Annotated in this window: 20 protein-coding genes; 17 read left to right on the top strand and 3 right to left on the bottom strand. The window is 39.7% G+C overall.

Going from position 1 to position 23,844, the window contains the following annotated elements:
- Nucleotides 1-334: 334 nt before the first annotated feature.
- Together IQ264_RS23190 and IQ264_RS23185 are read left to right on the top strand one after the other, a co-directional pair.
- Nucleotides 335-991 carry a helix-turn-helix domain-containing protein gene (locus IQ264_RS23190; RefSeq protein ID WP_193983319.1) on the top strand — a complete coding sequence of 219 codons (657 nt, stop codon included), beginning with the start codon at nucleotides 335-337 and terminating at the stop codon, nucleotides 989-991.
- A 150-nt stretch (nucleotides 992-1,141) separates the two neighbouring features.
- Nucleotides 1,142-1,492: an STAS domain-containing protein gene (locus IQ264_RS23185; protein ID WP_193983318.1), complete on the top strand. Its 351-nt coding sequence runs from the start codon at nucleotides 1,142-1,144 to the stop codon at nucleotides 1,490-1,492.
- A gap of 19 nt (nucleotides 1,493-1,511) precedes the next feature.
- Here IQ264_RS23185 and IQ264_RS23180 read toward each other — a convergent pair whose 3' ends face one another.
- Nucleotides 1,512-2,645, bottom strand: coding sequence for a PP2C family protein-serine/threonine phosphatase (locus IQ264_RS23180; protein ID WP_193983316.1), 1,134 nt, complete (start codon nucleotides 2,643-2,645; stop codon nucleotides 1,512-1,514).
- 290 nt (nucleotides 2,646-2,935) lie between these two features.
- Between IQ264_RS23180 and IQ264_RS23175 the strand changes: the two genes are divergently transcribed.
- On the top strand, nucleotides 2,936-3,421 hold the full coding sequence (locus tag IQ264_RS23175; protein ID WP_322744791.1) for an anti-sigma regulatory factor: 486 nt from the start codon (nucleotides 2,936-2,938) through the stop codon (nucleotides 3,419-3,421).
- Here the strand turns inward: IQ264_RS23175 and IQ264_RS23170 are convergent.
- Nucleotides 3,388-4,164, bottom strand: a complete 777-nt coding sequence (locus tag IQ264_RS23170) for a DUF1350 family protein (RefSeq protein ID WP_193983315.1) — start codon at nucleotides 4,162-4,164, stop codon at nucleotides 3,388-3,390. The genes IQ264_RS23175 and IQ264_RS23170 overlap by 34 nt on opposite strands.
- Before the next feature lie 39 nt (nucleotides 4,165-4,203).
- Between IQ264_RS23170 and IQ264_RS23165 the strand changes: the two genes are divergently transcribed.
- On the top strand, nucleotides 4,204-4,413 hold the full coding sequence (locus tag IQ264_RS23165) for a DUF6887 family protein (RefSeq protein WP_193983314.1): 210 nt from the start codon (nucleotides 4,204-4,206) through the stop codon (nucleotides 4,411-4,413).
- Between the two features lie 313 nt (nucleotides 4,414-4,726).
- Here IQ264_RS23165 and IQ264_RS23160 read toward each other — a convergent pair whose 3' ends face one another.
- Entirely contained in the window at nucleotides 4,727-5,653 is a 927-nt protein-coding gene (locus tag IQ264_RS23160) for a hypothetical protein (protein ID WP_193983313.1), read from the bottom strand.
- A gap of 900 nt (nucleotides 5,654-6,553) precedes the next feature.
- Here IQ264_RS23160 and IQ264_RS23150 point away from each other — a divergent pair.
- From IQ264_RS23150 to IQ264_RS23090, 13 genes are all read left to right on the top strand, one after another.
- Nucleotides 6,554-7,009 (top strand): hypothetical protein, encoded by a 456-nt coding sequence (locus IQ264_RS23150; RefSeq protein ID WP_193983312.1) that lies wholly within the window; start codon nucleotides 6,554-6,556, stop codon nucleotides 7,007-7,009.
- A 367-nt stretch (nucleotides 7,010-7,376) separates the two neighbouring features.
- A complete protein-coding gene (locus tag IQ264_RS23145; RefSeq protein WP_265583108.1) occupies nucleotides 7,377-9,035 on the top strand; it encodes an ABC transporter ATP-binding protein in 1,659 nt (552 codons plus the stop codon).
- Between the two features lie 48 nt (nucleotides 9,036-9,083).
- Complete coding sequence (locus IQ264_RS23140) at nucleotides 9,084-10,487, top strand: O-antigen ligase family protein (protein WP_193983310.1); 1,404 nt, start codon at nucleotides 9,084-9,086, stop codon at nucleotides 10,485-10,487.
- Between the two features lie 58 nt (nucleotides 10,488-10,545).
- Nucleotides 10,546-11,817 (top strand): glycosyltransferase family 4 protein, encoded by a 1,272-nt coding sequence (locus tag IQ264_RS23135; RefSeq protein WP_193983309.1) that lies wholly within the window; start codon nucleotides 10,546-10,548, stop codon nucleotides 11,815-11,817.
- Between the two features lie 18 nt (nucleotides 11,818-11,835).
- Entirely contained in the window at nucleotides 11,836-12,828 is a 993-nt protein-coding gene (locus tag IQ264_RS23130; RefSeq protein WP_193983306.1) for a glycosyltransferase family 2 protein, read from the top strand.
- 80 nt (nucleotides 12,829-12,908) lie between these two features.
- Complete coding sequence (locus tag IQ264_RS23125; RefSeq protein ID WP_193983304.1) at nucleotides 12,909-13,871, top strand: glycosyltransferase family 2 protein; 963 nt, start codon at nucleotides 12,909-12,911, stop codon at nucleotides 13,869-13,871.
- A 2-nt stretch (nucleotides 13,872-13,873) separates the two neighbouring features.
- Nucleotides 13,874-14,707 carry a glycosyltransferase gene (locus tag IQ264_RS23120; RefSeq protein WP_193983301.1) on the top strand — a complete coding sequence of 278 codons (834 nt, stop codon included), beginning with the start codon at nucleotides 13,874-13,876 and terminating at the stop codon, nucleotides 14,705-14,707.
- Between the two features lie 2 nt (nucleotides 14,708-14,709).
- Nucleotides 14,710-15,966 (top strand): glycosyltransferase family 4 protein, encoded by a 1,257-nt coding sequence (locus tag IQ264_RS23115; protein WP_193983299.1) that lies wholly within the window; start codon nucleotides 14,710-14,712, stop codon nucleotides 15,964-15,966.
- Between the two features lie 359 nt (nucleotides 15,967-16,325).
- Nucleotides 16,326-17,264 (top strand): glycosyltransferase family 2 protein, encoded by a 939-nt coding sequence (locus tag IQ264_RS23110; protein WP_193983297.1) that lies wholly within the window; start codon nucleotides 16,326-16,328, stop codon nucleotides 17,262-17,264.
- A gap of 132 nt (nucleotides 17,265-17,396) precedes the next feature.
- Nucleotides 17,397-18,674 carry a glycosyltransferase family 4 protein gene (locus tag IQ264_RS23105; protein WP_193983294.1) on the top strand — a complete coding sequence of 426 codons (1,278 nt, stop codon included), beginning with the start codon at nucleotides 17,397-17,399 and terminating at the stop codon, nucleotides 18,672-18,674.
- Between the two features lie 166 nt (nucleotides 18,675-18,840).
- Complete coding sequence (locus tag IQ264_RS23100) at nucleotides 18,841-20,001, top strand: glycosyltransferase (protein ID WP_193983292.1); 1,161 nt, start codon at nucleotides 18,841-18,843, stop codon at nucleotides 19,999-20,001.
- Nucleotides 20,002-20,017: 16 nt separating this feature from the next.
- A complete protein-coding gene (locus IQ264_RS23095; protein WP_193983290.1) occupies nucleotides 20,018-20,923 on the top strand; it encodes a glycosyltransferase family 2 protein in 906 nt (301 codons plus the stop codon).
- 216 nt (nucleotides 20,924-21,139) lie between these two features.
- The gene (locus IQ264_RS23090; RefSeq protein WP_193983288.1) at nucleotides 21,140-23,329 is read left to right on the top strand and encodes a GumC family protein; all 2,190 of its coding nucleotides are present in this window, start codon (nucleotides 21,140-21,142) and stop codon (nucleotides 23,327-23,329) included.
- Nucleotides 23,330-23,844 lie beyond the last annotated feature (515 nt).

The raw sequence follows: 23,844 nt of genomic DNA, 5'->3' as shown, positions 1-23,844 counted from the left end.
ATTTTCTGCTAAACCCGCCCCTACAAACTCAAAACTCTCTCCAGGGCGGGTTTTGTTGTTAACTCTTCTGCTATGTTCACAAAATTTTCTGCTAAACCCGCCCCTACAAACTCAAAACTCTCTCCAGGGCGGGTTTTGTTGTTAACTCTTCTGCTATGTTCACAAAATTTTCTGCTAAACCCGCCCCTACAAACTCAAAACTCTCTCCAGAGCGGGTTTTGTTGTTAACTCTTCTGCTATGTTCACAAAATTTTCTGCTAAACCCGCCCCTACAAACTCAAAACTTCCCAAACTCTCCCTAACTCAAAACTCAAAACTCAAAACTTTCCCAAGAATGAATCAGTCTCCGCTTCTAGACTACACCGATCGGCTGCAACAACTAATGCAGCTGATTGGTGTTTCCAGTTTTAAAGCACTGAGTCAGAAAGCTGGTGTATCAGAACGGCAAATCAAGCGACTGCGGCGCGGTGAAGTGATGCAAATGCAAGTAGAGACTATTCTCAAGCTGAGTTCTACTTTGCAAATGCCGCTAAAGGAGTTTTTAGCCGCTTTTTCTGCTTCATCGTTCCAGTTTCCTGAGTCATCAGACAAATCAACAGCACTAGAACAGGAATACCAAAGATTACAAAAGCAACTTGCAGAACAGAAACTCACTTTAGAGCAGGAATTTCAACAAAAAAGTTTGCAAACTCTGGAATCTTGGCTGATACAATGGCCGACAGCAGCTTATGCGGCGCAACAAAACCCGGAAAAAGTTTCATCAGTGAAATTGTTGCCTCTGTTACGCCCTGTGGAACAACTTTTGCGAGAATGGGGAGTGGAAGCGATCGCTTCTGTAGGTGCAGAACTACCATTCGATCCCCAACAGCACCAACTTAGGGAAGGAGTAGCACAACCAGGCGATCTTGTCAAAGTCAGTCATGTTGGCTACCGTCAAGGTGACAAACTTCTTTACCGCGCTAAAGTGAAACCAATTTTTTCTGTAAAGTAGAAGTTAAATAAGCACTCTTTGTGGTAAAGTCAAATGCTGGTGGATTCAACCTTAGTGTTGAACTACTACAAAATAGCGGCTAAACATGAGCAAAATTTTTAGCTGTGTTAACGTTTATAAACATTTAGACCTACATATTTTCAAGGGAATATGAAGAATTCTCATCCTGAATTTGAAACTGTTCAACCTAGTGGAATTTTAGACAATCCTACAGGTACAAAATTTCGGGAACAAATTACTAACTTAATAAATAAGGGAGCTAAAATCATATTGGTCGATTTTCAAGAAGTTACCTTTATGGATAGTTCGGGATTAGGAGCTTTAGTATTAGCATTAAAAACTGTGCGTGCTTCGGGAGCCAAGATATTTATTTGCGCGATTAACGACCAAGTGAAGATGTTATTTGAACTCACCAGCATGGATAAAGTTTTTAAAATTTTCCCGAACCGCGATGAGTTTATAAATCAATTAGATGCAATAGTTTTAGCAAATTCTGATTAATCCGCTAGGGATTAATTAATTAAAAATGAATTTCTAACATAGATAAGTCATCATCAAAAATTGGTTTTGGGTTAATCGAACGCACTGATTGTAAGATTAACTCTAAATTAGGCTGACCAGAATTTTTCGTATTGCCTAGTAAGTTAATAAATTCCTCTAAAGACCAGAGATTCCCATCTGCTTGATGAATTTCATAAATTCCATCACTAAAAATGTAAAGAGTGCTAGGAGATTCGATTTTACATGACTTATCAGTAAACATTACATCAGGGAACATTCCAATCGGCATACCCGGTGTTCTTAAAGTTTGTACTTGTTTATTCTTAGGGGAATTTCCTGAGAGGAGAACTGCTGGTGGATGACCTGCACTAGCATAAATTAATTGCCGAGTAACTTTATTGTAAACACCATACCAAATAGTAAAATATTTATCGTTTTGGTAGGCTAACTGAAAAGTTTGGTTTAAAGCACTTAAGACTTCACTGGGTCGATGATAATTGAGATTAGGTATAGTGCGCGATCGCAAAATGTTTAGTACAGAAATAGAAGGTAACGTAGCTCTTAATCCATGTCCAGCTGTATCCAACAAATAAATAGCTAACGAATCCGAATCTAGCCAAAAATAATCAAAACAATCTCCGCCCAACCGTTGCGAAGGTATAAAACAAGACTGAATATTGACTGGTTTAGTTAAAGGTTCTGGTAACAGGGAACGGACATATTCGGCAGCTTCCGCCCATTCCGCTTCCAAAATTCGCTTTTGGGTTTGTAAATCGTGACTAAGTTGGTGTAGTCTTAGCCCCGCCCTTACCCTAGCTTTTAATTCATTAACTTCTATCGGTTTAGAAATGAAATCATCTGCACCAGCATCTAATCCTCTAACTCGATCCTCGATCGATCCCAAAGAAGTTAGTAAAATAAAAAACGTAGTAGAAAGTTCTTTGTCAGCTTTTACCCGCCGACAAACTTCAATTCCATCTAAACGAGGCATCATCCAATCACAAATAATTAGTGCTGGATGTAATTCCTTTGCTTGTAATAAACCAGATTCACCATCACTGGCTACTGCTACATCGTAACCTTGTTTTTTCAGCAACCTAGTCAGTATTAGCTGAACAGCAGGATCGTCGTCAACTATGAGAATTTGAAACATGGACTAAGAATGATACTATTGCTTTAATATAGAATCCTCGACCAAAGTTATCCGGAATTTTTGTCTAAGTTGGGGAGATGCTGATTTACGATAATACCACTAGCAGGAGGATTACTAGTGTAAGAAGGCTCCAAGGCTGCAAGGCAGAAGATAAAGACAGCTTTGACAAAGTTGTTTAACCTTTTTCAACTGGTGGATTATTTCTGCTGCGCTGCACTAGAGCATTCCATGTAATTATACATATAAATCACAAATGCAATTTGAAAATTGCCTAAGAGTTAATTAAATTAGTGCCTGGGAACTTTTTTGAAGCTAAGGATTTGGTGAACTTGTCAACTTTAAGCAAAAATTGCCTACAACTGAAGACTGATTTAAAAGCTTTAACTGATGTTCTGATGTGGTTCGATCAGTTATATAATTCCGTAATTCCGAGAGAAGTGTGGTTGCGCTGTCAACTTGCTTTAGCGGAAGCTTTTACTAATGCGGTGCGTCACGCCCATAAGAATAAATCTGTTGAAGTGCCTATTGATATTGAAGTTACACTAACAGAAAAGTGTATAGAAATACGAGTTTGGGATTATGGTTTCCCCTTCGATTTGAGAGAAAAGCTCAAATTAATGCCTGTCAATCATGAAAATGATTCTGGTGGCGGAAGGGGTTTACGATTATTAGAAGCAACCACAGATCATCTTAGTTATACACGCAACACTGACGATCGCAATTGCCTACTAATGGTCAAATATTATGATAATGAGGATAATGGATCGAGCCAGTGAGAAATTACAGCTTTTAACTGATTGAGTTCGCGATAAACTTCTTGTTTAAACCATTGTCCGATCGCATCAAATGGAGTAAAAACTTGTCCAGTTTGCCAATTAATCTCTTGTCCTAAAGGTGTTAAGTGATTACCTTTTAATGTTCTGGAAAATACCAGATCGGCAAAGAGTTTTTCTAACAATTGGGTTAAGGCGGGAGTTTGGTCGATGGTATCGTCAGCGAATCTAATTAATAAATTACGCCGGATTTGGTAGCCTCTCTGGATAATATTATTAGTTTCTAGAGGCGAAGGGGTAAATTCGACGTTGAAACTGTTACTCAAATTGAATTGCTGGACTAGGGGAATGGCATCTTTGGCAGCATAGTTATTGAAGGAAATTAAGATATTACCAGCCCTGTCTACGGGGAATAAGCTACCAATTAATAAGTGTAATTTGCAACCCATACTATGCCCGATACCATAAATGGGAAGATATCCTTGGCGCAGTAATCCTCGACGGCGCAATTGTTCTAAAGTGCGATCGAAATTTAGCAGCACATCTTTAGCGATCGCACTATGGTCTAAAGTATTAACAAAGGGTGTAGCTATTACTAGATATCCCTGTTTTCCCAAATATTCTAATAATAAACGATAGGTGATTTGCGGGGCAGCCGCGACAAAAGCCCCACCTAAGAAATGGATAATTGCGATCGGACGTTTGGGAATCAGCACCCAGTTACCAGAAAGTTCTTGCCAGTCCATACCCAGAAAAGGTAGTTAACACTTCTTTATGTTAATGCGATGACAGCGAATTTGCCGCAAATGTTGAGTACTGAGTTAAAACAGTATCTTTCGGAACATAGAAATGATGAGGAAGCTTTCCGCGCTGCCTTGGAAGTTTTAATGAGTCGTCGTAATCCCGCTAATCGTCAACCTTACCCTTTTGACCTTGCCAATCCAGAAAAAGAAGTAGAAGCTATTTTGAGAGAGAAACTGGAGCAAAGTGAATAAAGGAAGAAAAAGTTAACTATCAACTCAATTTGCTAGTTATAAGTCTGGCTCTTTCTTAGCCCCCCTTATTAAGGGGGTTTGGGGGGATCAAAACCTAGTTCTTGTTAATAGATCTTTAGCTGCCAAATCCCAAAGCGAATAACTGCTAAATTATTAATTGATTTCGATTTTATCAAAGCCAAAATTTCCGCTTTCCCACATCAGCAACTAATTGATGATTCCAAGTTATACCAATTCACGAACCTGTTCCCCCCTTGAGTAAGGGGGGTAGTGGGGGGATCTAACAAACAATATTTCTAACTAGTAACTTGAGTTAACCAGCAAACCTAGCTAACAATTCCTCGCGAGATAATTGCAACAATAAAACAGCAAATTCCTCTGATGGTAATTCCAACAAAGGCTGAATAATTCCCGATAATTCCTCATCCAAATTACCAAATCGCACGCGCAAGAAATTTTCTATCATGGTGCGGCGTTCCATCCTTGCGCCTCGCTGCAAACCTTGCTGTAAACCTCGTTCTTCACCTTCCTGTAAAGCCTCTTCTCGCCATTGCACAAGTAGTGGTGACAATTCCATAACTAACTCCTGATCTTCGCGATCGATAATTTGACTTGCTTGAATGGTTGCTTGTAAATTAGCTAATAATAAAAGAGTAATTGAACGTAATGGATGATTAGCTGGAAGAGTGGCTATTTCATTAATAGCCTGTTTTCGCACATTTTCTTTACTTAAAAGTCTCAGCCATAACGTTTCCTCCGTACAAGGTAACTGATTAATTGCCACAATTCCTGTCTTGAGGTATTCTCCCAAAAAGTAAACTCCAGAAGGCCAGCTATTTGAGTTTTGTTCCGCTTTAAATCCATTTAAAATGGTTGTTGAAACAGTAGGAGAAATAATCCACAACCAAGGTAAATCAGCTTCCTCAAGGTGACTGTTTTCCCTCTGCCGCTGACGTTGTAAATTGTCATGGATATCAAATAGTTTACCCATGCAACCGCGAATTTCATTCGAGTTTACCTCATTGCGGAAAGGTTCAAAGATCGATGGAGTACTGGCGAGTTGTCCCAACAATCCTAACACTTTGGCATCGCCTCTTCGTTCTGATGGGTAAGGGGTGAACCACACATTTATTTCTCGCACTTCGCCAGGGACATCTCGGCTAGTTTCCACCTCACCAAGACGGGTTAACAATTCTTTTAGATAATCTTTGGCAAATCGATCGTAAATAAGTCTTGTCATGTATAGTAATGGCAATCAGCATTACTTTTATTATTAAGCAAATAGGTATGTTGTTGCGCTTGGGATCTAAAATTTTAAATCCAAAAAGTTAATTTAAAGAATTGGGATCGATCCCTAATTCCCGCAATTTATCCGCTAATCTTTCAGCTTTTTGTTCCGCTTGCAAAATCCGTTCTTCAGGTGTGAGCAATTTTTGCCCTTGTTCATCATACCAATAAAGCCATTCTCGCGTTATTCCTTGATAAGTTCCCCTTTCTCTACCAATTCCTAAACCAATTTCCGGTAGCCAAACCGGATTATCTTGCGGTTGTATTAACCCCCACTCTACATAACATCAAGTTGTATAAAATAAACTGACACGCATTTAACTTGGGAATTTTGCAGCCTAAACTCCTTACAGCAAGGGTTCCCGGCAAAAGTTTTAAATGCTTATTATTCTCTACCAGACTGCTCAAATAAAATAATAACCAGATAGTAAAATAAGCAAAATAAGTAGAGAAATCAATCCTGCTATAAGATGCGACATGATAAACCATAATTAAAAATTTCGATGGCAAAATTTTCCGGAGTACAGGCATTAAGGTGTGAAATATGGTTTAATACACAGACTCTATCCTTGTAAATTATATAAAGGTATGATATTAAATTTTTATGGAAGTAGTAAAATTTTGAAAAAGTTATGATATTATAAAAAAACATAAATTAAGGGCTTCCCTTAAGTTAACATTCATAGAAATAGAATCAATTGTGCATCAATGAGATGGGGAGAGCTTTGATGGTCATCTAGATCTCAGTTCCTCCAAGTAGCATCCTAAATGTTTGCATCAAACGTAGCAAAGGAGGCAAATTTAAGGAGATCGTGTATCTAAAAATGAAAAATTGACAAAACGGTAATAGTCCATGCAAAATGACTCATCTTCCTTAAGTCTGGATTCCCAAAATCGGGAACGGCACAAACGGAATCGGAAACGTTCTAAGCGACGAAGTATCCACTGCCCTATTCATGCTTGCTATCTTGATAGTGTGAGCCAAAAACATCGGCTCTTTGCCAGTCAGATTGGTGAACTTCGACATCGTGGAATTTCTCGAAAAAATGCTTTACAGTTGATTGCTGAACGAACAGCAGTGCAATTGGACAATGAGTGGTTGGAAGCTTTTTGGTGTAAACATTGCCAGGAAACAAAATGGTACTATATTCGCAAACTAGATACTTCTTATGAGATTTTGATCGCACCTGCTGAATTATGGCAAACCGTAACTGGTGTCATCGATCCTGACGGTAATCCATCTGTCAGCGAATTTACGAAAAGACAATCTCGGATGAGATATCCAGATAAGATTTCGTCCGTTAACTGAGGCTGAGAGTGAAGCGAGCGATCATTTTAGCGATCGGGTAGTACAAAAATAGTATTGCTGTTTCTTTATAAATAAAGTGACAGTGACCTGATCCTGGGATTATCATGGGAAACCCTTTTGTATAGTGACTATTTTTCCTCGAAGCGGTTGAATCGGTTTAAAAAATAAACTGCGATAGTAGGGAATCAATTCAGAAAAAGCGCGTTGTAACTAATCAGATTCAGTCTCTCTTACTTTCATGCTGAAAGATCTAACTTACTTTTTCTATCTTCTAGGTAATAAGAAGCGGCAGTTCTTGTTCCTAATTGTTTTGTTTTCTTTAAATTCATTTCTAGATACTCTTGGGCTTGGACTAATCGGACCATTTATGGCTTTAGCAAGCAATTCTGGACTTGTTCAAAGTCATCGCTGGTTGAATTCGGTTTATCAACGTTCTGGGGTAGATTCGCCAAATCAATTTACTGCTTTAATAGGTTTAGTAATTATCGGTGTCTTCTGCTTAAAACTTGTCTTGAGTTATTACAATTTTCGTTATATCTATACTTTTAGCTACAAACATCTTGCGGACTTACAGAAGAGACTACTGCGTGCTTATTTAAGCGTACCTTATACATTTCATTTGCAAAATAATACCGCCCTACTGATTCAAATCATTACTGAAGAAACCCAAAGATTTTGTAATAATGTATTTCTCCCGGTCTTATTAGCGATAACTAATGGAATATTGATTTTATTACTTGTGTCACTTTTGGCATTGACTAACCTCATTGCTACAGTTTCGATCGCCGGACTCATTTTATTAGTCTTTGTCTTTTACCTGCAATTTAGACACAGACTTTTCCTCTGGGGGAAGGAAGCTTCCGAAGCTGGTACAGAAGTAATTCGGATTGTGAATCACAGTATTGGTGGCATCAAAGAAACTCGGGTTATTGGATGTGAATCTTATTTTGAAGCTCAATTAGAAACCCAAGTCAAGCGCCGCTCTGCTGCATTTTCCGCTTTCATGACCTTTAATCAAGTGCCTCGTCTAGTTCTGGAAGCAGCTTTGATGCTATTTCTAGTCGGACTTATTTCTCTAACTTTAATTCAGCAGGGAAATGTAAATCAAATCATCCCAACATTAACTGTATTTGGATTGGCTTCCATTCGCCTATTACCCTCAGTTTCCCACTTTATTACAGCATTTGGATTAATCAAAAACAGTAGCTATAGTTTACAAACACTATACTTAAACTTGAAGGAAGTTGAAGCAGCGACCTTAAAACCAGAAAAACTACAAGTTTCTCCGCAAATTCTTCAGTCAGGATCACCTACCAGTTCAACCATCCCATTCCAAAATAGTATTGAATTAAAAAACGTCACGTACAAATATCCAGCAGTAGAGCAACCTGCTCTAAAACAAATTTCCTTAAAGGTCCTCAAAGGACAATCAATTGCACTGATTGGTAAATCAGGAGCAGGAAAGACAACTTTGGTCGATTTAATCTTGGGGCTGCTAATACCTGAAAGTGGAGACATTTGTGTAGATGAACAATCAATTTATTCCAACTTGCGGGCTTGGCAAAATTTAATTGGCTATATTCCACAATCGATTTTTTTGATCGATGACACTCTTGAGCGAAATATAGCGTTTGGTGTGCCTGATGAGCTAATCGACTATGAGAGATTAGAAAGAGCAATTCGTTCTGCTCAATTAGAAGAACTGATCAAACAATTACCTGATGGCTGGAAAACTCACGTTGGCGAACGAGGAGTTAGGTTATCCGGCGGGCAACGTCAGCGGGTAGGAATTGCACGGGCGCTGTATCACGAAAGAGAAGTTTTGGTGCTTGATGAGGCGACTGCTGCACTGGATAACGAAACAGAGCGGCTAGTTACTGACGCAATTCAAACACTTTCTGGCACGAAAACTTTAATCATCATTGCACACCGTTTAACAACTGTGAAGAATTGCGATCGCATTTATTTAATGGAAAAAGGAGAAATAGTGAAAATGGTCAGCTATGCCGAAGTCATTGCCGAATAAGGAGAATTAAAAATTAAATTATCATAAATAAGTAGAAATTAATACCTCATGAAAGAGCTAATTATAAATCCAATTTCTATTAGCTTAATATTCCTTGTATTGCTAGTATACTTATTCTTTTTTGTTGAGATATTATCACATAAAAGCTTTGCCAGCCGCTTAGACAAGCCAATAGTGATGTTAATCTTTATAGGAATGTTTCCGATTGCTTATCCGCCCTTCTTTTTGGCTCATGTACAACGCCTCTGTACTGGAAATCTTAGCTTTGTAGGTGCTTTAACAACCTTAGTTCTTTGGGTACCAATTCTTTTTCTGATTAAGCGAGTATCTTTTCCGAATTTTCCCAAAGACTTTCTTCTGGTTTTGAAAGATCCCTTGTTAACACTCCTAATTGGAATGTCAGTTGCCTCAAGTTTATGGTCTGAAACACCTGTCATTACTTTTCGCTCTAGTTTAGCTTTAGTTATTATGGCAACCTTGGTTGCTCATATCATTAAAAAGTATAGTTGGCAGGAAATAGAAGCCTTTGTTCGTGGCAGCTTGACGATTATAGCTCCTATTAGCTTACTGTTTACATTACTCTTACCATCTACTCATCCTTTTGGAGATCCTTGGGGAGGTTTGATGCTAGCGGCAAGGAGTTTTGGCGCATTAATGTCATTAAATTCAGCGCTTTGGTTTGCGATCGCAATTTATCAAGGTAAATTCTTCGGAATCGAAATGTTAGCTTCAATAAGTTCATTTATCCTGATAGTACTGGGAGCAGGAAAAACTCAGCTAATTTCCACTCTGGCACTCATATATTTAATCCTAGTTCTAAAATTAATTAGCAAGTTAACTTTCCGACAATCAGTAATTGCTGTAATTATAGCCACAATAGTAACTGGTTCTCTTTTCTTAATTATTAATGCAGGACTTGATACAATTTTACAAATGTTAGGTAAAGATCGAAGCCTCACTGGAAGGGGTGATTTTTGGCCACAGCTGATTCAAGAAATAATTGGACATCCAATTGGTTTTGGTTACAATGGATTTTGGCAACCTTGGAGAGGTAATGAAGATCCTGCTGCCTTAATTGGCAGCGGAGTTATAGTAGGTGACTATAGACCTCCTCACTCCCACAACGGATTCCTTGAAATAGCTTTGCAAGTCGGATACGTAGGTTTTTTTGTTTTTATTTTATCATTCTTGAAAACTTTAATTTCGGCGATTTGGCATCAGCAATTCTTTAAAGGGCCAGAAGCTATATTTCCACTTATCGTTATTATTTTTTTGATAATGACCAACTTATCGGAAACAGAAAAGCTAGGATTAATTGGTCCGAACTATGCTACTTTCTACTACCTTTTAATCGCCATAAAACTTACCCCGATGGGACAGCGACCAAGAAAACAAGAGCAAAAATATGCTATAGCAAGTACTGAATTTACTACTAGCAAAAACAGGGAATAGCTAAATAGTTATTGGCTCTAAATTATAATTTATTACCAACAAATCAGGTATTTAGGACATGAATGCTAGATTAGAACCTACAATTGCATTACTACTGTGTGGCAATCTGTTTGAAGATTTTTTTGACACTATAGGAGTAAATTTTGATTTTTTCCGCACCGAATACACAGGTAGTTATATGTTTAATTATATTAAAGCCTTATCGAGTGCAGGTGTACGAACAGTAATATTCTTTATTTCCGCTCGTGTTACTAAAACACTTGATTTTAAACACGAACCTTCTGGCGCGGATGTTTGCATATTACCTGCTCCCGTTATACATAAAATTTTCCGCAAGCTCAAGCAATCAGGCATGGTACCAAATATTTCTATTACTAGAAGCCTTGACTCCTATTGCTTACTGCCCCAAAAACTTTTGTCTAGTGAATTAGCTAGTAAAGGATGTAGTGCGATCTTATTTCAGGACTATGAAAATCCTAGCTTTGATGTTTGTGTATGGCTGGGACAAAAAATTAAGATTCCTGTATTTGCTACTTTCCAAGGTGCTAACTCCCCAATGAGTAAATTAGAAAAGTTGATTAGACCTTTTACTTTACGTCAATCTGCGGGACTAATTATTGCTTCCCAGGATGAACTGCAAAGAGTAAGTACTTGTTATAAAGTTCCAAATACGAAGCTTAAGCAAATTGCTAACCCAATTGATGTAGCGGGATGGAATGCGAGCGATCGCGCAACTGCCAGACAAGATCTAGGAATTTCATTAGATGCCAAAGTCGTAGTATTTCATGGACGAATTTCGATCAACCATAAAGGACTTGATATCCTACTAAAAGCCTGGAAGTTACTTTGCGAAAGCGATACCTTCGCGGATTTAAGATTATTAATTGTGGGAACTGGTCAAGATGCTGATAAACTACGCGAAATGATTAAAGCGATGAATTTAACTAATGTAATGTGGTTGGATGAATTTGTCAGCTCTCGGGAAAAGATTCAAAAATACCTCAGTGCTGCCAATGTTTACACTCTTCCTTCCAGATTAGAGGGTTTTCCAGTCGCCCCTATTGAAGCAATGGCTTGTCAGCTACCAGTTGTCGCTACTGAAGTTGCCGGAATACCAGAGATTTTAGGGTCTGGTGCAGCCTCATCTGGTTTAATGGTTCCTCGAGAAAACCCTGAAGCTTTGGCAGCCGCTTTGAAGAAAGTTTTAGATAACAAAGTATGGGCTGAAAAGTTAGGAAAAATCGGTCGTAGCAGAGCCGAAAAGTATTTTTCTTTAGAAGCGATCGGTCAAGAACTACGTTCCGTACTCTTACATCAAGATTCTCAGTAAGTGTAAATCAACTTAATTATGGCAACCCAACTAAGTACCTTCCGTTCAATTATCCTACCTGTAGAGACAGAAGCACCTCGCCCTCTCTGGTCTGTAATGATTCCATCTTATAACTGCGCTGACTATCTACGCGAGACTCTGACTTGTGTCCTAGCTCAAGATTTAGGGCTAGAAATTATGCAAATCGAAGTAGTTGACGATCATTCCACTCAAGATGATCCAGAAGCAGTTGTCAAGGAAGTTGGAAAAGGACGAGTCAGTTTCTATCAGCAACCTCAAAACGTTGGCTATATTAAAAACTTTGAAACCTGTTTACAACGAGCTCGTGGACATTTAATTCACTTGCTGCATGGTGACGATCTCGTTCGTGATGGCTTTTATCGGAAATTGCAAACAGCATTTGAAGAAAATCCAGATATCGGTGCAGCCTTTTGTCGCTCTATTTATATAGAACCGGATGGAATTTGGGAAACTTTTACCACGCTTGAACGCCGTACTAGTGGAGTTTTAGAGAATTGGTTAGAAAAAATTTCATCTGGACAAAGATTACTTCCCCCGTCAATCGTAGTTCGTCGCCAGGTTTATGAAAAGCTTGGTGGTTTCGATAGTCGGTTCACTTGTGCTGGTGAGGATTGGGAAATGTGGGTACGTATTGCCACGACTTTTCCAGTTTGGTATGAAGTTTTGCCTTTAGCAGAATATCGAGTTCGTCGTCCAGGTTCTTTAACTGGAAACACAACACGCAAGGGTAAATTTTCGCAAGATATGATTTTAGCTACTGAAATAGTTGAATCTTATCTTTCTGATTATCTTCCTCCTCAAAAAGCTGCAAAAATGATTCGGCAAGCCAAACAATTATGTGCTTTTTGGGCTTTGGAAGCGGCAACTTGTGCGTTAATAGATAACAACTTTTCTGTTTTTATGACTCAGGTTCAGCAAGCATTTAAATGTGACACTTCTTTAAAAACTGCTCGTGCGGTGGTTAAATTGCTTTTGAAAAAAGCTCTTTAAGTATGTAGACAGGTAAGGCTGCTTTGTGTTGCAGTTAATCCAGTGTAAACTTATTTTTTGTGATTAAATTAACCAAAATTATGTCATTTTCAACTCCCATTGGTTTTCTGATTTTTAATCGTCCCGATCTGACAGAGCAGGTGTTCGCTGCGATCGCCAAAGTCAAACCTAAAAAACTCTTTGTGATTGCAGATGGTGCCCGCTTCCCAGAAGAAGAAGAAAAGTGCCGTAAAACTCGTTCAATTATTGAAAAAGTTGATTGGGACTGCGATATTAAGACCGATTTTTCTGAAGTAAACTTAGGATGCGGACGACGTGAAGCCAGCGGATTTGACTGGGTATTTTCCCAAGTTGAAGAAGCGATTTTTTTAGAAGATGATACTTTACCCTCCCAATCTTTCTTTCACTATTGCCAAGTTATGCTAGAGCATTTCCGCGACGATGAACGCATTATGCACATTAGCGGCGATAACTCTCTGGGGCAGGTTAGAAATAGCTACAGTTACTTTTTTTCTAAATACGGACATGGTTGGGGCTGGGCATCTTGGCGACGCGCCTGGAAGCACTATGACTACTACATGAAAAGTTGGCCTGAATTTAAAGAAAGTGGTCTATTAAATCAAGTTTGTGATAACCCATACGAAGTGAAATATTGGACGAAAATTTTTGACCAAATGCACGCCGAGCCACAGGTTTTAGACACTTGGGATTATCAATGGACTTATGCTTGTTTTTCCCAAAATGGGTTGGCGATCGAACCAAATTACAACTTAATCTCTAATATTGGATTTAACCGTCAAGATGCGGCTCACACAGTTGATGATAGTCCACGTTCTAAATACGCAACAGTAGAAATTAGTGAGATCAACCATCCACCTTTTGTAGTGCGTGATCGAGAAGCAGATGCTTACACCTTTGATGAAATATTTGATGGTAAGAAGTTGAGAGCAATGGATACGCCAATTGGCAAGTTGAAACAGCTACTTTCTCCCCTGAAGAAAAGAGTTTTATCTTCCTCAAATTCTAATCAAGCAGGCAAATAGCTATGAGAAAATTCTCGATCGTTACACCCTGTTTTAATGCAGAAAAATATCTGGAAGAAACCATGCTTTCCGTACTAAATCAAACAGCAGTGTGCAACCGGGAAGTCGAACTAGAGTACTTTATCTGTGATGGAGGTTCTCAGGATCGGACAGTTGCGATCGCCGAGAGATTATCTAATAATGTTCAAAACGTACAAATTCACATTATTTCTGAACCCGATCGAGGAATGTATGATGCCTTGGCAAAAGGATTGAAGCGGGCTTCTGGTGATACAATTGCTTACATTAATGCCGGAGATTTTTATCACCATTCCGCATTTAGCATCGTTCAGCATTTCTTTGAAAAACGCAATTTTCACTGGCTGACTGGATACAACGTAGTTTATAACGATTTATCACAAATTGTTTACGTTGAGCTTCCTTACAAGTATCGTCAAAGATTTTTCTGTTGCGGTTTTTACATTACTCGATTGCCAGCTTTGCAACAAGAATCAACTTTTTGGTCAAACTCATTAAATCAAACAATAGATTTTGATACCCTATCCACCTTTAAGTATGCCGGAGATTACTTCTTGTGGTTTCAATTTGCCAAATCATTGGAGATCAAAATTGTAGAAGCTTACCTTGGAGGATTTCGCATTCATAAAGGACAAATTTCAGGAAATCGCCAAAGTTATATTGAAGAATTACATAAAGTTGTTGAAAAGCCCAAGATTCAAGATTATTTGTTAGCAACGATTGATCGCGCAATATGGTACACACCGAACAAAATCAAAAAAATCCTTAATTCTGAAAACCTTTTTCGCTTTAACCATGATTTACAGGATTGGATTTAGTTATGCGAATTTTACATCTGATGATGCACGAAAATACTGGATCTGGTCGAGCAGCAACCCGCCTAAATATGGGACTAGTTCAATTAGGACAAGAGTCTTCGATCCTAACGGGACAGAAACGCTCGAACTCAGATTTGGCGATCGGAACCAAATTTATTACATCTACACTTAAGGAAATACAGTTTATTCTGGTCAATAAATTTTTGAATCAAAAACTGAGTTCCCCAGCTAATGTATTTTCAATTAATATCACCCCATCAAGGCTGCTAAAGCAGATTAAAACCTTAAACCCTGACATCATTAATCTACATTGGATAGGTTGGGAGTTCCTGAAAATTGAAGACTTAAAGAAACTGCAAGTTCCTCTGGTGTGGACATTCCATGATATGTGGGCTTTTACAGGCGGATGTCATTATAGTGCAAACTGCGATCGCTACACCAAATCCTGTGGAGCCTGTCCTCAATTGCAGAGTATAGATGAACAAGACCTATCCCATTGGATCTGGAAACGGAAAGCCAAAGCTTGGCAAGACTTAAATATAACAGTAGTCAGCCCCAGTCATTGGTTAGCAGAATGTGCCAAACGTAGTTCCTTGTTTCAAAATATGAGGATTGAAGTGATTCCCAATGGACTAGACACCCAAATTTATAAGCCACTAAATCGAGAAATTGCCCGCGATCGGTTAAATCTTCCGCAAAATAAATCTCTGGTTCTCTTTGGGGCAATGCACGCCAACGGCGATCCCCGCAAAGGTTTACACTTTCTTCAGCCCGCACTGCAAAAGCTAAGCACAACCGATTGGCAAGACCAAATGGAACTAATCATCTTTGGTGCCTCAAAACCAATAAATGCACCAGACTTCGGCTTTAAAACACATTACTTGGGCAATTTAACTGATGATATTACCCTTTCCTTAATCTATGCTGCCGGGGATGTTTTTGTCGCTCCCTCAATGCAAGACAACCTACCGAACACAGTAATGGAAGCACTAGCATCCGGGACTCCTACCGTAGCATTCAACATCGGCGGAATGCCCGATTTGATCAATCACCAGCAGACAGGATATCTTGCTAAACCCTATGAAGTAGACGATTTGACGCGAGGAATTTGCTGGGTTTTGGAGGACTTAAAACGTTACCGCAGTTTATCTCAACAAGCTAGAGAAACAGTTGTACAGAATTTTACACTACAGCAACAGGCTATTTGCTATCTATCGCTCTATAAGAAAATTTTGGCAGATAGTGGTAGAGGAAATTGATGATGAAGATTGCCTATGTTACCCCTACAACCCTATTACAGGTAGCCAGTTACACTGGAAGTTACTGCCAATCACTGTTGACTGTTATCCATCTCTTATATTATAGGGATGTTTACTTGTTGGTTATAGCGATGCTCCGAAATACAAAAGTTGCTCGGAAAATTCAAACTAATTTATTTGAATGGCATCAACCTCTTTGGAGAAGAGTTTTAGGAAAAATTCACTAGAAAAGAATTAAATAAAAATTGAAGAAATTGTTTAATGAATCAAGCATTAGCAGTAAATTGAAATATTAATAAGATTGAAATTTGTACCCTAGTATCCCCATAAGTAGTAGCGAAACTTCAAGAGAAATTAAAATGCTTTCTATTCTGATGCCTGTTTATAATGCCAAACAATATCTAGCAGAAACGATCGAAAGTGTTTTGTCACAAACATACAAAGAGTTTGAATTAATTATTATTAATGATAGTTCAACAGATAACTCTCTGGAAATCATTAAATCTTATGCTGAGAAAGATAGGAGAATCAAGGTTTTTTCTCATCAATCTAATCAAGGCATTGTTTCTACTCTCAATTGGGGACTCGACTTGGCAGAGAATGAATTGATAGTTCGCATAGATGCAGACGACCTAATGTTACCCATACGTCTTGAGAGACAGGTTGCTTTTATGATGGAGCACCCTGATGTTGCAGTAGCAAGCTCATACGTTTACTACATTGACCAGAAGGGACGATTGATTGGTAATTACCAGCCTAAGTACATTACTAAAGCAGCAGTTGACGAAGCTTTTCAGAAAAACGAATTAATTTCTTTCCACCACCCAGCCGTAATTATGCGTAAATCTGTCGTTCAGGAGTTTGGTGGCTATCGACAAGATCTTGAGCTAGCTCAAGATCTTGACCTATGGAACAGAATTGTTGAGAAATATCCAGTTCTAGTTCAGCCAGAATTTCTCACAAAATACCGGATTCATGGCTCCTCTATTTCTGTTAGAAAAGTGGGTCTTTCCTTAACCACGATTCGCTTCATCCAAGAATGTGTGGATAGGCGTAGAAGAGGAGAGGAAGAAATAAATTGGGAAGAATTTTTAACAATTGAGAGTCAGTATCCTTTGCTAAAAAGATTAAATAAAAAGCGTGAAGAACTGGGAAAAACTTACTATAAGTCTGCTGTTATTGAGTTCTCTATGAAGCGCTTCCACTTGTTAGTTCTATCGCTATTATTAGCTTTTAGTTTATGCCCAAGTTACACATTTACTCAAGTTATGTCTAAATCTAAAAGAAAGACATTCTAATCAATTGCTGATGCAGTTTGTGAATGAATTGTTGTGATGATTGCCACTCTATTTTTATAAATTAATTAGTATCAGTGCATTAGTTATGAGCAATACAAAACAACTTTAACCCTAAATTTCAAAGGTGCAATAATGTCTTCTGAGAAACGAAAAATATTACTTTCAGCATTTGTCTGCCATCCAGAAAAGGGATCAGAGGAAGGAATTGGTTGGAACTGGCTAAAGGAGATAGCAAAAGAACACGAAGTTTACGCATTAATTTCTTGCTTTTTAGATCAGGAAGTTCCCGTCAGAGCAGCTGTTGAGAAACTTCTATATCGGGAAAACATTCATTTAACCTTTATTCCGTTTTCTCAAGAGTCTAAAGATATAACAGCTTTTTTCCCATTACTTGAGTTTTATAACCATTGTGTTGAATGGCAAAAACAAGCCTTAGTCGAAGCAAAAAAACTGCTTGATGAAGTCGATATTGATATTATTCATCATGTTACTTACGGTTCATGGACTATACCGAGTTTTTTATGGCAATTGCCCAAACCTTTTGTCCTGGGGCCTGTTACAGGTAGCCAAAAAGTTCCACTGGTAGGCTATTTATTTTTACCACCTAAAGCGATCGTTCAAGAACTGGTTAGGATGGTTTATTTTGTTTGGGTAAGGATGACATCAGTAGCATCAAAAGAAGCAGTGAAAAAAGCCAACCTTGTTTTATGCGGCAATTTAGAAACTTTAAACGAAATTAGCTCTATGCGCGGTCTTGAGACAACTTTTCTGATGTCAGATACAGGAATTCCTTACCTGCCAGAATTGTTAGAAGAACCCAGCGACTTAGAAATAAATTCTCATGGTTCAACCAGTATTTCTCTGCTCTGGGCTGGCTTAATTGAGCCTCGAAAAAATTTTGGGCTTCTTCTAGAATCTTTACAAATTTTGCCCCTTGATATTTCTTGGAAATTATTTGTCGCTGGTAGCGGTCCCCTTCTACCTTTTTGGCAACAAAAGGTTTCTCAGTTGGGACTGCAATCCAAGATTGAGCTTTTAGGACAAGTACCGTATCGACAAATGCAAAATTATTACCAAAAGGGAGATATCTTTGTGTTTCCCAGTTTACGTGAAGGCTCACCTACTGTAATTCTTGAGGCGATGGCTCATAAGTTGCCTGTGATTGGTTTGAAGCTGAATGGAACTGCATCAGTATTGTCTGAAGATTGTGGCGTGTTGATAGATGTAAGGAGTAAAAAGCAAATGATTAATGATTTTGCTGACGCAATTACTAGTCTCTCTAGAGACCGGGATTTACGGAGGAAAATTGGAGAAAAGGGTTATGAAAGGGTACGGTCTTTATACACCTGGGAACAACGAGGAAAACAAATGTCTTCTCTATACCAAAAACTTCTTGATGGTACTCTATAGTGCTACTTAATTTATCTCCTTAATTAAGGAAACAAAATGGAGCTAATTCTTTAAGTGTTGGGTGTAACTTTCGGAAACTTTGTATCTAGCGACTACAATTTGCCGGAAATGTGTCATGAGGGCAAATATCACATACGAACTTGAAAAAAGGATGGTTGAAAATTGCATGAAAATTCTAAATTTGACAACAGCAATTCCCAGTAAAAATGGCACAGGAGCAGATATTGCTTCTCAGCATTTTATTAATGCTATGAGAACTTTGGGACATTCGGTTTCTGTGGTTGGCTATCGACGCTGGGGTGATTCTCATTCTTATGGTGAGGGTACGATCGAAGTAGGCGAACGCCACATTGAAACCAGAGCAGCAGGTTATTATCCTCTACTTTGGGGTGCGATCGCTCTCGTTCAGCAACTACCTTATACATCTGCTAAGTATTACTCAAAGCAGTATCTTCAAAATGTCAGCTCGTTGCTATCTAAGCATCGCTATGATGTAGTTATCCTAGAGCATTCATCCCAGCTTTACTGGCTGAAATCTGCTCTGAAAAATCACGGTCATATAGCTGTTTTAGCTCATAACTTAGAGCATCAAATTTATCAGGAACGGCTTAAAGATTCCTCAAATCCTCTAGGAAAGACGGTGTATCAGCGAGAGGCAAAATTAGTTAAACAGATTGAGGACGATCTTGCTGTGACCAGTAAGGAAATTTGGGCCTTGAGTCCGAATGATGCAAATTACTTTATGCAGCCTGGTAAAACAGCTGCTGTACGAGTATTTGAATTACCTAGTAGCGCTGCTGTGCCGATCGATCCAAACCATCCTAAAACATACGATATTGGCATGATTGGTAGCTGGATCTGGAAACCTAATATGGATGGATTAAATTATTTCTTTGAGCGGGTTTATCCTCTTCTACCACCCCATCTGTCCATAAAAGTTGCAGGACGAGGAGCAGAATGGTTGAACGGCAGATATCCCAATGTGGAGTATTTGGGGTTTGTGGAAGATGCTGAAAAATTTCTTGCCGAAGCGAAAACAATAGCGATTTCTTCGATTCGAGGTAGTGGAGTCCAGATCAAAACTCTCGAAGCGATCGGACTGGGTAAACCTGTTGTAGCCACACCCTTTGCTCTACGTGGAATCAAGACTTTACCGACAACCGTGCAAGCTGCTGAAACACCAGAACTATTTGTTGAATATTTACAATCAGCGATCGATAAGCCTGTCACCTCTGACAATCTAGAATCTGTCAAAGCTTGGGTGCAAAATCGACACAGCCAATTTCTGCATAGTGTAGATACAGCATTAGAGACTCTGCTTAACTAGGATTGAAGAACTAACTATGCAGCCAACAAACATTGCCGTACTCCTGACCTGCTACAATCGGCGCGAAAAAACTCTGCAATGCTTGCAAGCTTTGTACCAACAGACTCTTCCCACTGGCATCACATTGAAACCCTACCTGGTTGATGATGCTAGCACCGATGGAACGGCAGAAGCAGTACAGCAGAAATATCCTGATGTTCATTTAATTCGAGGAACTGGCAGCCTATTCTGGAATGGGGGGATGAGATTAGCCTTTGCCGCTGCACAGGCAGAAGATCCTGACTATTACCTCTGGTTAAATGACGATACGGTGATCTACCCCCATGCCCTAAAAACCTTGCTGGATATTTCTGCCCAACTTGCTAGTCAAGGACAGGATAAGGCGATCGTAGTTGGCTCTACCCTCGATCCTGAAACCAATATACCAAGCTATGGTGGGTTGAAGCAAACTTACTGGTGGCATCCTGTAAAGTTTCACCACATCCATTCAGACCTTAACCAACCACGCCTCTGTGATACTTTACATGGAAACTGTGTCTTGGTTCCTCGTGCTGTTGCTGCCCTGGTCGGCAACTTGAGTCCAGAATACACCCACAACTTAGGAGACTATGATTATGGACTCAGAGCCCGTCGGAAAGGTTGCTCTGTATGGATGGCACCCAGTTACTTAGGAACTTGCTCTGCCAATCTTCCCAGTAATCGGATGGTAAAAGCTGAACTGGCACAAGCTAACTGGAATCAGGTCGATCGCCCTAAAGGATTGGCTCTAGAGGATGTTACTTTGCATTCATTTCAAGAGTGGAAAGCATTCTGCCGTGAAAATGGAGGGTTGTTCTGGTTTTTCTACTGGTTACTACCCTACCGTAGAATGTTCTGGTTAATCCTAACCAAACATTTAACCCTGGGAATGCCTGCAAATTGACATCCTCAAAACCTTTGACAACTCTATATCTGGGGAATCACGGTATTATTGTAGTTGAGCGATCGAGCATTGCTAAATATGGGCATAACCAGAACTTAATTTCAGTCCTGTCTGGCAATATTCTTTCTGTCTCCAATATTTTAAGGCTGTTGGGGTTTCGATCTATTAAAAATACATCTCACTTGTTATGAGTACTTGAGTTAATTTAAAACCACGATGGATAGACAGCCAGACTCTTTGCCAAAACTGACCGAAACAAACGGTAAATCGCCCTATCCTCCATTACAAAATCCTAGTTCTACTGACGCTGAAGAGGAAAAATGGGACTTAGGTTGGCTGGTAGCCGTCACCCGCCGTCGGGCGCTATTGATGGCACAAGTTATTGTGGGAACTACCCTGTTAGCTGGGGGACTATTCTTATTTTTGACAAGGTTCTCTCGCCCTCAATATGAAGGTGAGTTTCAACTACTGGTCGAACCTATTACTGCTGAAGAACAACTAGCACGTTCTTCAACCCGTGCTCAGGGAGCAGATGTTGACTTACAAAGAATTAATATTGAACAATCCAGCCTGGATTACGAATCACAAATCCGTATCCTGCAAAGTCCCAAACTACTGGAACCTGTGGTTAGCCAGGTGCACCAAAAGTATCCAGACATAAACTATGAAACCTTAATCAAAAGCTTAAAGATTGCCCGAATCACAAGCCTGTCATCAGACAAGAAAGAAATAGGCACGAAACTAATTGAGGTTCGCTACCAGGACACTGACCCGGAAAAAGTAAAATTTATTCTCGATAAATTGTCCCAGACTTATTTGAATTACAGTCTGAAGGAACGACAATCCACAATTCGACGTGGCATTCAATTCATTGACAGCCAGCTTCCCCCACTGCGCCAACGGGTTGATTCGTTGCAACAACAAATTCAAGTTCTGAGACAACGCTATAACATTTCAGACCCCGAACAACAGGGTAGGCAGTTGATCGACACTACTGGTCGATTAGATCAGGTGGCGGCGGAAAATCAAACTCGGCTTGCAGAAGCAGAAGCTAAACGCAATGCTCTGGTACAACAATTACAGAATGCCAATCCTCAAACTGTTTTGGGCAGTCAAGCCACTTCTTCGGAAGGCAGCAGCTATTACCAAACCTTATTAAATCAGTACCAACAAGTTCAGGCTCAAATTGCTTTAGAATCTTCCCGGCTCCAACCAGAACACCCAGTGATGAAGGATTTAATGGAGAAACGGAAAAATTTGCAAAACCTTTTGAAACAGGAGGCAAGCCGAGTAATAGGAACAGCGACCGACTCTGTTACCATCGCACAAGCCCGCAGTCAGGCTGTTAACCAAGCGCAGGCTCAGATAAATCAGAAAATTCGGCAGCTATCTACGATTATCCGTCAGTACACTGATTTGCAGCGTGAGTTGCTGCTGGCAACCGATAGTCTCAATAAGTTTGCAGCCCGTCGAGAGGCATTGCAGATTGATGCTGCTCAGCAAGAAATTCCCTGGGAGTTAACCATTCCCCCAAGATTAAAAGCTGATGGATCGGGCCAACCTATGAAGGTCAACAGTGTTAGTAAGGTTCGGTTTTTGGCATTAATTTTCGTATTGGCGTTGTTGTTGGGTGTGGGTGTAGGATTTCTGGTGGAGATAACCCAAGATTTGTTGTACAGCACCGATGATGTTAAACGAGCGACCAGATTGCCATTGCTGGGAGCGATTCCCCATAACAAATCCCAGTTTCCAGCGGTTTCAGTTCCAGTAAAAGAAGCTTTTCGATCGCTCGCCAAAAATTTACGCCTACTCAACAAGAACCACGCTCCACTCCGTTCCCTCACCATTACTTCAGCAGAAGAGGGAGACGGTAAATCGACGATCGCTCTACATCTGGCAATCACCGCAGCCGCAATGGGGCAAAGGGTATTATTAGTTGATGCGGATCTTCGCCATCCCAAAATTCACGAGCTACTAGACTTGCCCAAGCAGCCAGGATTTAGTAACCTGCTGCAAAGCGACCAGGATATAAAAAACTTACTCCAATCGTCTCCCGACTACGCCAACCTGATGGTTTTGACAGCCGGAAATCCTTCCCTTGACCTGGTAGAGCTATTCACCGCTAATAGAGTCGAGCCTCTGTTCCAAAAACTCCACACGATGTTCGATCTGGTGATTTTCGATACGCCGCCTCTGTTGAGATTGGCAGATACCGGGTTAGTGGCGGCTCAATGCGATAGTTTAGCTCTGGTGCTGCGCTTAGGCAAAACCAGTCGTCCAACAGTCTTGGCAACCTTGGAGGAGTTAAAATTTGCATCTACGGCTGTGCTAGGGGTGATTGTCAACGATGCACCGGAAACCGCATCCTCGATCCAAAGCCATTACCATCTAGCCCGCAAGTCCTGAGCGGGTTCAGATGTGAATTGAGCAGTTTCTCGATCGCAAGGGAATTGACTCTTGTTTGCGATCGGCCTTGAACACAAAATGTTTCTATGCTCACTAGAGCTTGGACTGCTTAGTTTGGGTTCAAATTAAGTGCTCTTTCTGCAAAGTTTAAAGTCAACTTTTTTACAGGAGGTAAAGTTATGGTTGAGATCAATAAAGATACTGTTGCGGTTGCAGGGTTTCATTACTACTTAGGGCTTGCTGAAAAAGTAACAGAAAAGGAAAAGAATGATTAACTAGGGCTTGCTGAAAAAGTAACAGAAAAGGAAAAGAATGATTAACTAGCTAATGGAGTAAGAGTGATAAATAAGTTGGGTCTTCCGGCATCATGGGGTAAAATGTAGTTAGCACTACATTTTACCCGAAAAGGACGATGGATTTTCATCTAGATACCTTATTAAACTTACCAAACGTTACAGTTTTCACTGCTTATGAAAAAGAAGGATTCTTCATTTTAAAATTAGAGTTGTTAAACG

The organism is [Phormidium] sp. LEGE 05292, from assembly GCF_015207735.1.
Lineage (GTDB): Bacteria > Cyanobacteriota > Cyanobacteriia > Cyanobacteriales > Aerosakkonemataceae > Floridanema.
This window is presented reverse-complemented; position numbering and strand designations above follow the sequence as displayed.